This window comes from candidate division WOR-3 bacterium (assembly GCA_016926475.1).
Lineage (GTDB): Bacteria > SDB-A > SDB-A > SDB-A > SDB-A > JAFGIG01.
In genome coordinates, this window is the sequence record JAFGON010000037.1 from 1 (window position 1) to 10,494 (window position 10,494).

Consider the following 10,494-nt stretch of genomic DNA (forward strand, 5'->3'; position numbering starts at 1 on the left):
AAGCAAATGATGCACGCCGATGTTGTGCCTGAGAGAAGACTTGACAGAACCTGCCTGCATTGCGGTTACTGCGTGGATTCCTGCCCTGAGTCAGCAGTTTTCCTGGAAGAGGACGGCCCTGTTTTTGATCTTGAAAAGTGCGTCGGTTGCGGGGAATGCATCACAGCTTGTCCGGAGGGAGTGATAAAAATACTCTGGAATTCAAAGCCTGAGAACTTCGCCCAAAAGCTTGCCGAAGGCGGTAAAGCTGCGATTTTTGGAAAAGAAAACAGTTCGGTTTTCATAAACGGCCTCTTATCGGTGACCCCTGAATGCGATTGCGTTTCGGATGCCGGTGCGCCAATGATGGAAGATTTGGGATGGTTTATGTCGACCGATCCTGTGGCAGTCGACAGAGCGTGTTTTGACGCCGTTTTGCAAAATGCCGGACACGATATTTTCAAAGATGTCCACCCAAACACTTTTTTTGAAAAAACGCTGGATTACGCCGAAGAGATTGGGTTAGGAAAAAATTCCTACGAGCTGGAAGAGGTCAAATGAAAATAGTGAGAGACGCGGTCTGGGGTGACATTGAGCTTTCAGCGCTTGAAATCGAGGTGATCGACACAAAGGCGTTTCAAAGGCTCAGAAAAATAAAACAACTGGGCTGCGCGCATCTTGTTTACCCCACAGCCCTGCACACGAGGTTCGACCACAGCCTCGGATGCCTGCACTGCGCTCAGTCCATGATGGAGAATATAGAGAAAAAGGATTTTCGTTTCACGGATGAAGACAGGGTTTTGGTGAGAATGTCGGCTCTTCTGCACGACATCACCCACATACCTTTCGGTCACACTCTGGAAGACGAGAGGAGAATATTTCCAAGACACGATTTGAACATCAGGAGATGGTCTTATTTCGTGGAGGAAAGCGAAATAGGAGAAATTCTCGGCAGGGAAGGGATGGCGGAAAAGGTAAAAGAAACCCTTTTCGGCGACGAGGATGATTACCGGTCTGAAATAGTCAGGGGAGCCATTTCAGCCGATCTTCTCGATTACCTCGCGCGAGACGCTTATTTCTGCGGAATGAAAATAGGGTATGACCGGCGCGTTTTGAGGTATTTCGCCGTTGACGGGAAAAGACTCGTCATAGAGCTTTTCAAAGATGGAATATTCAGAAACGACGCTTTTTCAGAGACAGTAAACCTTTTGAGGTCGAGATATTTCATGACAGAGCGGATTTATTATCACCATTCAAAAATCGCCTGTTCGGTTATGGTTTCAAAAGCGGTAGAAGGAGCATTTTCCGCGGGGTTCGAAGAGAAGAATTTTTTGACCCTCGGTGACGAAGAAGTGCTGCATGAGATCAAAAAGTTCGGAAGAGGCGAAAACGGAACTGAATCCATAATCGATTTATACGAGAAGAGAAAACTCTACAAAAGATGCTTTCTGCACAGGACAAGGGACATAAAAGAGGACAGGGCGAGTGAGCTTTACCTGGACAAGGGAGGGGTGAGAAAAAAAATTGAGAACAAAATCGCGAAAAAACTCAAATTGCCCTCCTGGCAGATAGCCCTGTACTGTCCTCCTCCCCAAATGTACCTGAAAGAAGCCAGTGTGAATGTTCTTTTGAACAAGAACGAACACTGTAAACTCAACGAAATGGAAAATCCGGATATTTCCGCCCTCGAACACAAACACAAAAATCTTTGGAGCATCTACCTTTTTATATCTCCTGAAGCAGAAAGCCTCCGGGACAGGGCAGGAGAATCGTGTGAACAAGAGATTGGCCTGAAAAACGAATTGCCGAACGAAAAAAGAGGACAGCTATCGCTTTGGATGAATTAGAGATCGATCTTGTAAAGGTATCTTTTGAAGAGGGCAGGGAACTCTGGGTCCAAAAAAAATTCGTCTCTGTGTCTCAGATTCAACCCTACAGGTCCAGGGGAGACGAGTTTGCGGAAGAGATGGAGAATCCGGAAGGACCGGTTTTTAACGTCAGTTTTGTCGAAGCCGCGGCTTTCTGCAATTATCTGAGCGAATTGAACGGTTTTTCCCCGGCTTACGACATAGCAAAAGACCCGGTCAACCCCGACAATCTGGACACTGAAGGTTTCAGGCTTTTGACGCTGGAAGAATGGGAGAATCTTTTGTCTATGGAAGAAGAACTCGAAAAGTCCGGAATTGTCTGCCTGAGAGGATGTTTCTGGCAGTTGACCGAGACCGAAAAATCATTGCCTTTCAAACCAGACGGCAGGGCTGATTTTGAAAATCCGGAATTTATATGGTCTTACAGAATCGCCGTCGGTGGATCTTCGGATTCTTCAAAAGCCCTCGTTGAAGGGAAGCCGTTAGCGCTGATTTTAGCCTTTGAAGGAGATTACAGAACCGCTTTCAGAGTTGTTCGCGGCAACTATTCGCAAAACAAAGTTACGAGGTATTTTGACCAAAAATGATATTTTTGCCTATTTTGCCTTGGTTTTAAGCTTGACGCCTGTCTTTTTCTCCCATTCCTGAGGGTCTTCAAAATACAACAAAAACAGTTTTTCCTCTGTAGGATTTTTAGGCATGCCGTCGCCCTGACCGTGGCAGTCCTTGTATTTTTTTCCGCTTCCGCAAGGGCAGGTATCATTTCTGCCGGGTTTTTTGAACTTGTAGACGACTGTCTGCGGCCGGGATTGAGCAGGCCTTTTACCCTGGGCGTTGGGTTGTGGGTTCATGGAAAAATCATTTTTGACAGTCTGGATTGATTTGGGAGATCTTCTCTCCTGGGGCTGTATCCTCGGATGGTAAAGTCTTTTTACGATCTCTCTGTCGATTTCAAACAGCATTTCGTTGAAAAGGGTCTGCGCCTCTATGGTGTATTCTATCAGAGGGTCCCTCTGGGCGTAACCTCTCAAGCCGATTCCTTCCCTCAGAGCTTCCATTTCGTAGAGGTGGTTTCTCCAAAATTCGTCGATTATCATCAGGCTGATAAACCTCTCGATCTCCCTCATTCTCTCTTCTGTGACGGTTTTTTCCAGATATTGGTATATCTCCTCGGCTGATTTTATGAGTTCTTGGAGTACCTGATCGGCTGTAGTCTCGTTGGTAAAAGGTTTTACCTGAACAGGGCCGAAATGACGCGCGGTTTCCACCCTGAAACCCGGATAATCCGCTGTCGAAAATCCTTCCCCAAGGTATTGCTCGACGATGTATGAGGCGACTTTGTTTCTCTTGTCTCTTATGAAGCCCTTGAGGTCCCACCCCTCGAGAACTATGTTTCTCATTTCGTATATGGTGTTTCTTTGTTCGTTTAGAACATCGTCGTATTTTAGAACTCTCTGCCTTATGTCGAAGTGGAAAGTCTCCACTTTCTTCTGTGCGTTTTCAACGGTTTTGTTTACGAAGGGATGTTCTATGACTTCGCCTTCTTTAGCTCCCCAGCGGTCCATTATTCGGGCGATCTTTTCTGACCCGAAAAGTCTCATAAGATCGTCTTCGAGGGAAAGGTAAAACCTTGAAGACCCGGGGTCACCCTGCCTGCCGGATCTGCCTCTCAACTGGCGGTCTATCCTCCTCGACTCGTGCCTCGAAGTGCCGATGATGTGCAGACCGCAGGGCATGTTTTCCAGACATTTTTTCGCGCTTTTTGAAAATGTGCATTTCTCCAGGCCTTTGTGGTGTATAAGACATCCCCCGGGGCTTTTGACTATTCCCTGGGCAAGTTTTATGTCCGTTCCTCTTCCTGCCATGTTTGTCGCGATTGTGACTTTTCCATTCTGGCCTGCATAAGCGACTATTTCGGCTTCACGCTGGTGCTGTTTCGCGTTCAGGACTTCGTGGTTGATTCCGACCCTTTTGAGCATTCTGGAAAGGGTTTCAGAGGTCTCGACGGATGTCGTGCCCACGAGTATGGGCCTTCCATCTCCGTGGATTCTCTGGATTTCTTCAATTACAGCGTTGAATTTCTCGTTTCGAGTTTTGTAGATCTTATCGTTGTAGTCGATTCTTCTCACAGGTTCGTTCGTAGGTATGACTACAACATCCAAGCCGTATATTTTGTGGAATTCCCTGGATTCTGTCTCTGCTGTTCCGGTCATACCGGAGAGTTTTGTGTACATTCTGAAATAGTTCTGTATTGTTATTGTAGCTATAACCTGGGTTTCGGCTTCAATAGGCACATTCTCTTTGGCTTGAAGGGCTTGGTGAAGGCCGTCTGAATACCTTCTGCCAGCGAGAATTCTGCCGGTGAACTCGTCTACAATCATTACTTTTTTATCCACGACTACGTATTCGTCGTCTTTGTTGAAAAGCGAATACGCCTTGAGAAGCTGGTTTACGGCGTGGATTTTTTCGCTTTTTTCGGCGTAGAGCCTGTGGATTTCGTCTTCCTGCTTCACTTTCTCTTCCAAAGAAAGCGAAGAGTCGGTTTGAACTTTTTTCAAAAGGATGCTTATATCAGGCAGGGTGAAAAATTCCAGGTCGTTGGGAGAAATTGCTTTTCTGCCTTTTTCGGATATGTTTATTGTCTGCCCTTTTTCGTCGAGTGTGTAATAGAGCTCCTCGAGCAGGATCGGCATTTTTTTCGACTTACTCATTCCGTCTTCAGCCATGATTTTTTTCTCTGTGTCATCGATGAGCGAGGTGATTCCGGTTTTTTGCTGAAGTTTCATAAGTCTTTTAAACTTCGGATTTCCATTTTTTGCTATAAGAAATTTTACGCCTGCCTTTTCCCGGTCGCCTTCTTCGAAAAGTTTTTCCCCTTCCGTGATGAGCTGGTTTAAAAGGTTGTTCTGGAGCCTTACGATTCTCTCTACGGAGGGATTTAGATCCTGGTATATCGTGTCTTTTTTATCAGTTTCAACGAGGCCGGAAATTATGAGGGGGGTTCTCGCTTCGTCTATGAGAACCGAATCGACTTCGTCGACAATACAGTAGTAGTGTCCTCTTTGAACTCTGTTTTCAGGATGTATGGCGATGTTGTCCCTTAGGTAGTCAAATCCGAATTCGTTGTTTGTCCCGTATGTTATATCGGCGGAATACTGGACTTTTCTGTCTTCAAAAGTCATGCTCGATTGAACACAGCCCACAGTCATGCCGAGTTCGGTGTAAATGTTTCCCATCCACTCGCTGTCTCTTTTTGCGAGGTAGTCGTTGACCGTGACAAGGTGAACCCCGTGTCCGGGTATCGCGTTGAGGTAGACCGGCATAGTCGCGACGAGGGTCTTGCCTTCTCCGGTAGCCATTTCGGAGATTTTTCCCTGATGAAGGACGACTGCGCCTATCAACTGGACATCGTAGGGTATCATCTCCCATGTTATTTTGTGCCCCATCACGTCGATTTGTCTGCCTTTGAGCCTTCGGCAGGACTCTTTTACCATCGCGAAGGCGGTCGGCATGATCTCGTCGAGATATTTCATCTCGGCTTCAAACCTCGATTTTTCGAGTTTTTTAAGCTGTTCCTTCAGATCGGCTCTTTCTGTGGAATTTTGAGAAATCTTGATCTTCTCCCGGACATCGGCTATGGATGAATCGTATGATTTTGTCCTGTTTTTTATTTCACGGCGGAATTCCTCGGTCATGGCGGGAAGATTTTTGGATTTCAGGGTTTCGTAAATGGCGTTTATACGGGATGCATTCTGGAAGATTTTCGCCACTTCTCTTTCATTTTTTGTCTTGACAAATTTTCTAAACAATTTAACTGGTGTTTTCATTCATCAACTCCAACTATTTCCGGAAAATCGGCTTCTTGAATTCTCTGACCTACTGACTGGAGCAATTTTCCGAGAAGTTTATAATCCAGGCTCAGAGGCGCCAAAAGTGTTATCCATGTCCACCAGAGGCGTGTCGAGTGTTCGCTTTCCGTGTCTGTCCATAGAGGCGTGACTGATCCTATGCCGAAACAAAGTGAAGACCTGCAGTCGGTCTGAGCGATATCGACGCCTCTTTTGCCGGGGAAAAATACAGTCACCGTCCCGAACCGATTCGCGGCTTTTTTGGGGCTTATTACGCTTTGAATCCTTTCGATCATGGAAATCTTGTTTCCTGAACAAGTAGATTCTTCGTACCACTGGTGAAGAGAGAAAAGCTCTGTTTCTTGAGGTTTGTGCAATATTCCTTTATCCTCCACAGAAATTATCAACTCCGGGAAATGTTTGAAAAATATACCATGCGTGCCCATAAGTTCCGGAAAATCTTTTACAGAAAGGGCTATAGCCCTGATTATGAAGACCGGAAGCGGCACGACTATGTCTTTTTTCAAGGCTATTTCTTTTTTCAAAGAAATTAATCCCGAAATTTCTACAAACTTCGCTAAAAAATTTTTCTTGCATGGAAACATAATAATTATTATATTCTAATTTTTTTGCGAAGATAAAAAAAGTATTTTTTTGAAAAGTTTCAAATTACGTTTTTTATCTACATTTACATATCTTGACAAAAAAGGAGAAAAAAATGGGCATAATTGAGAAAAGTTCTTTGGAGCAGATACAAATCGAGATGAAAGAATACAAAAAGAAAAAATATCTCGATATAAGAACTTACTACCAGTCAGAGGGTGAGTGGAAACCTTCAAAAAAAGGGGTTACGATACACCCTGAAAATCTCGACAGCCTTTTGGAGATAATCTCAGAAATAAAGAATCAGTACGACAAAGAAACCCACGCCGATTGATTTTACGCCGTCTTCATGACGGCTTCAATTCTCTTGATGACCGGCGGGTGGTTGTAGTTGATCAGCACGTCGAAGAAATGCGGTGTCAGATTGCCGAAGCTTGAGATATGAATTTTCTTCAGGGCTTCAATGAAAATATCACTTTTCCCGGTTGATTCGACTGCGAACCTGTCGGCCTGGTATTCGAATTTCCTTGATAAAAAATTCATCAGGACTGAAAGTATCAAAGAAAGCGGCATGTACACTATAGCAAAAGCAGTCATTGCGCCGTAAATCGAGAAATTTTCCAGGCCGAGGGCGCTCACCGTGTAGGGATTTCTGATGAAAAGATACAGCAGGAAGAACATCAGAAAACTCTGACCCGACATCAACAGCATATTGGACAGTATGTGTTTTTTCTTGTAGTGCCCCATTTCGTGCCCGAGGACCGTCAATATTTCTTCGTTGTCCAGCTTTTCCAAGAGCGTGTCATAAAGGACTATTCTCTTGGTCTTCCCGAAACCGGCGAAGTATGCGTTCGGCTTTGTCGTCCTTTTCGACCCGTCCATTTTATAAACTCCGCTGTATGAAAAGTTGAATTTTTTGGCGTAGTCAAAAATTATTTTTTCAAGTTCTTCGTTCTCGACAGGGGTGAACTTGTTGAAAAGAGGGGAGATGACCACAGGAAAAACCCAGTTCAGGGCAAAAAGGATCAAAGTGACAGCGCCCCAGGCGATCAGCCAGGATAAATTACCGATTTTGATAAAACAGAAAAGAACAAGGCCCGTAACAGGTATTCCTATGACTATAGAAAGCAAAAGGCCTTTGAGAAGGTCGAGAATAAAAGTTTTGCGGGTCGTTTTGTTGAACCCATAGTCGTTTTCTATTTTAAACTGTGAATAATATGAAAATGGAATGTTGAATACGGATGAGATGAGAAAAAGGGAGAAGAAAAAAATTACTCCCGTGAAGACCTCGTTTAGTTTAAAATTTCTGGCGAAAATATCGACGAAATTCAACCCTCCAAAAATTATTACAGCAAGAATCGCGAAAGTTGATACCGTGTTGCTGAAGATAGAAAATATGGATGTTTTTTTCTTGTACTCCCGGTACTTTTGCTGTTTTTCCTCGTCGAAATAACCTTTGAATTCGTCGGGTATCTGCTTTTTTGACGATCGTATCCTCAAGAAATCCACAGTGAGTTCCAACACACAACCGGCGATTATTATGAACAGAAACATTAAAAGATAAACTGTTTTCATGGTGCTTTCCTTTTGTATCTCGACATCTGCGAGTTTGAATTTTCCGGAGATTTTTTGTCTATGAAATCATGAAAATTGATTTTGCAATATAAAAACATACGCGATTATTATCATATTTTTCAGACAAGATAAACGTAAAGATTTAGTGCTGTTATTTAGCTTAAGTTTGGCAGGGTTCTATTATTTTTAGTTAAACATCCTGAGTTTGCTGTTTATAATAATAGACCTAATTTTACGATGGACAGAAACTGAATTTATTAACACCCGAAAGGAGATTTTTAAATTGGATATTCCAAGGATTTTCAACATCACAGAGAGTGATCACCGCATACACAACCCGATCACACCGGAAAAGCTCGCTGCTCTCGGCGAAGCACTGCGTCTGAAATCGGGAGACCGAGTACTCGACCTGGGCAGCGGGTCGGGGGAGATGTTGTGCACCTGGGCGCGGGACTACGGCATCATCGGCACCGGCATCGACATGAGCGAGTTATATACTGAGAAGGCGAAACTCCGCGCTGAGGAACTCGGTGTCGCCGATCGAGTCAAGTTCATACACGGCGATGCCGCGGGCTTTGTATCCGACGAGGAAGTCAGCGTGGCGGCCTGTGTCGGTGCTACTTGGATCGCCGGGGGAGTCGCCGGCACTATCGAGCTTCTTGCGAGTAGCCTGCGCACCGGAGGGATCATCCTCATCGGCGAGCCCTACTGGCGGCAGAAGCCGCCTACGGAAGATATCGCCAAGGGCTGTCTTGCACGCTCAATCTCAGACTTTCTCATGCTACCGGAACTACTCGCGTCTTTCGACCGTCTTGGTTACGACGTAGTTGAAATGGTCCTGGCCAACCAAGACTGCTGGGACAGATATGAGGCGGCAAAATGGCTCACCATGCGCCGTTGGCTTGAAGCCAATCCCGGCGACGAGTTCGCGAAAGAAGTTCGAGACAAACTGACCTCGGAACCAGTGCGCTACGCCGCTTACACGCGTGAATATATGGGCTGGGGCGTGTTTGCTTTAATGAAGCGGTGATGAGGGGACTGCCGTAAAATTACCGCGCCCGTCGAGCCAAACGAATTGAGTACGGCGGTGATGAATTACTGTCCGAGGTGATGGCTATCCTGGATGCCTGTATATATTAGTGGTTCAACCACCATTACCGTTTTGTTTTTCAATTTCTTGCGATGAAGCGTTCAACGCGTTTGTAATACAAATCCATCCGTTTATAAAGTATTTTACGGTATTTTGGATTGCACTGGGCTTCTGCTACAGCCCAAAGGCTCCAGAAGACCCAAAAAGACGCCAGACAGAGATCAATATGCTTCAGTTGCTCCTCAGGTAAGAGGCGTATCCGGGTGTATCCATCGAGTAGAGCCTCCCGGAACCGAGGCAGTTTTACATCTTCCTGGCAGTGTTCCAGCGCTAGGGACAGATCGTAAATGTAATACCCAAAACCGGAATCATCAAAGTCTATGGCCAGCGCTTCTTTGCCACAGAAAAGCACGTTAGCATCCAAACCGAGATCTCCATGGATAAGTCCATATACATTGGGGCTTTTACCCCACCCGTCCATTGCCACTTTCATTTTACTGGAAACAATTTCGAAAGGTTTTACGTATTTCTGCGGCAACAGAGACCAGGCTTCGCTTGCAGGAATACCGGCTCCGCCACCTTCCATAAACAGCCCGACCCAATCGTATTTTCGTTTTGAGAGATTTGCGGGGGGATCCCAATGCGAGGCATGATTATGCAACCCAGCCATAAGTTGCCCCTGTGCTTTAAAGTGGCAGGATCGAATATTTTTTACGACTGAACGACCTTTAATCCACCGGAGGAGCGAGCAAATGCGTTCCTCTGGTATCCCGGGAATCAAGACGCGAGTAAATAATTTGCCATCCAATGTCGGGACTGGTTCCGGCACCGGAAGATTGGCATCCCTGCGCATAGACGCGAGCCATGCCAGTTCCAATTCGATTGCCTCAGGTGTTTGATAGCCGTGCTGGTGAACCCTTAGCATATATTGACCCGGAACATACAAGTTATCTTTTGTGCTTGATTTGGGTTTGATTTCATGAATCCTGAAGATGGTATTTCCGGCCTGTCTTAGAAATTTGATGCGGGTGTTGGATAATCCGTAAGCGTCCAGAGCTAATTGTGCCAATCCTCTAATTCTTCGGATTCGACCGAGATTTGAAAGTTCTTCAAAATTTTTCATGATACATTTTAACGCGCTCTTTTAAAAATTATACTATTAGCCTTACTCGATAGTAAATTACCTCTTCGCTTTGAGGTCACTGTCGCTGAAAAATTAGGAGTGAACCTTGCATCTTTGCCAGCTGCAGCCTAAAAACTCCTTCTTCACTGCGGTTTGGATTTCTTCATGCGCATCTGAAGCAATATAACATACCTTCTTGACTCCACGGTCTTTTATGTTTTTGAATATCAGCCGCCAATTATCCTCGGTCTCTTGATACATAGGCTCTATTGCCAATATCTCCCTTTTTCCTGAGCTGTTTACTCCATGTACTACAAGTACTGCCATTGAAATTACATGGCCATTGTCCCTGATCTTTTCATACAACGCGTCTACCCAGACAAAAGGATATATAGTATCCAGTTTTCG

General features: G+C 45.1%; 10 protein-coding genes. 5 read left to right on the forward strand and 5 right to left on the reverse strand.

Translation table 11 applies throughout. The features are described from left to right. From JXA84_03590 to JXA84_03600, 3 genes are all read left to right on the forward strand, one after another. The coding region (locus JXA84_03590; GenBank protein MBN1150289.1) for a 4Fe-4S binding protein at positions 1-540 on the forward strand (540 nt) is incomplete at its 5' end. Next, on the forward strand, positions 537-1,826 hold the full coding sequence (locus JXA84_03595; protein ID MBN1150290.1) for an HD domain-containing protein: 1,290 nt from the start codon (positions 537-539) through the stop codon (positions 1,824-1,826). The genes JXA84_03590 and JXA84_03595, both read left to right, overlap by 4 nt. Further along, entirely contained in the window at positions 1,781-2,434 is a 654-nt protein-coding gene (locus JXA84_03600; protein MBN1150291.1) for an SUMF1/EgtB/PvdO family nonheme iron enzyme, read from the forward strand. Before JXA84_03595 ends, JXA84_03600 begins: the two co-directional genes overlap by 46 nt. A 9-nt stretch (positions 2,435-2,443) precedes the next feature. Here the strand turns inward: JXA84_03600 and secA are convergent, their stop codons facing one another. Continuing rightward, positions 2,444-5,674: a preprotein translocase subunit SecA gene (gene secA / locus JXA84_03605; GenBank protein ID MBN1150292.1), complete on the reverse strand. Its 3,231-nt coding sequence runs from the start codon at positions 5,672-5,674 to the stop codon at positions 2,444-2,446. Beyond that, positions 5,671-6,240 (reverse strand): hypothetical protein, encoded by a 570-nt coding sequence (locus JXA84_03610; protein MBN1150293.1) that lies wholly within the window; start codon positions 6,238-6,240, stop codon positions 5,671-5,673. Before JXA84_03610 ends, secA begins: the two co-directional genes overlap by 4 nt. Before the next feature lie 173 nt (positions 6,241-6,413). Here JXA84_03610 and JXA84_03615 point away from each other — a divergent pair, with 173 nt between their 5' ends. Beyond that, the gene (locus JXA84_03615; protein MBN1150294.1) at positions 6,414-6,632 is read left to right on the forward strand and encodes a transcriptional coactivator p15/PC4 family protein; all 219 of its coding nucleotides are present in this window, start codon (positions 6,414-6,416) and stop codon (positions 6,630-6,632) included. 2 nt (positions 6,633-6,634) lie between these two features. Here the strand turns inward: JXA84_03615 and JXA84_03620 are convergent, their stop codons facing one another. After that, positions 6,635-7,873, reverse strand: coding sequence for a M48 family metallopeptidase (locus JXA84_03620; protein ID MBN1150295.1), 1,239 nt, complete (start codon positions 7,871-7,873; stop codon positions 6,635-6,637). Positions 7,874-8,156: 283 nt separating this feature from the next. On the opposite strand from JXA84_03620, the gene JXA84_03625 reads away from it, so the two are divergent. Further along, positions 8,157-8,903 (forward strand): class I SAM-dependent methyltransferase, encoded by a 747-nt coding sequence (locus JXA84_03625; GenBank protein ID MBN1150296.1) that lies wholly within the window; start codon positions 8,157-8,159, stop codon positions 8,901-8,903. A 139-nt stretch (positions 8,904-9,042) separates the two neighbouring features. Here the strand turns inward: JXA84_03625 and JXA84_03630 are convergent, their stop codons facing one another. Together JXA84_03630 and JXA84_03635 are read right to left on the reverse strand one after the other, a co-directional pair. Continuing rightward, on the reverse strand, positions 9,043-10,086 hold the full coding sequence (locus JXA84_03630) for a phosphotransferase (GenBank protein ID MBN1150297.1): 1,044 nt from the start codon (positions 10,084-10,086) through the stop codon (positions 9,043-9,045). A gap of 93 nt (positions 10,087-10,179) precedes the next feature. Then, a partial coding sequence (locus JXA84_03635; GenBank protein MBN1150298.1) for a transposase occupies positions 10,180-10,494 on the reverse strand: 315 nt, incomplete at its 5' end.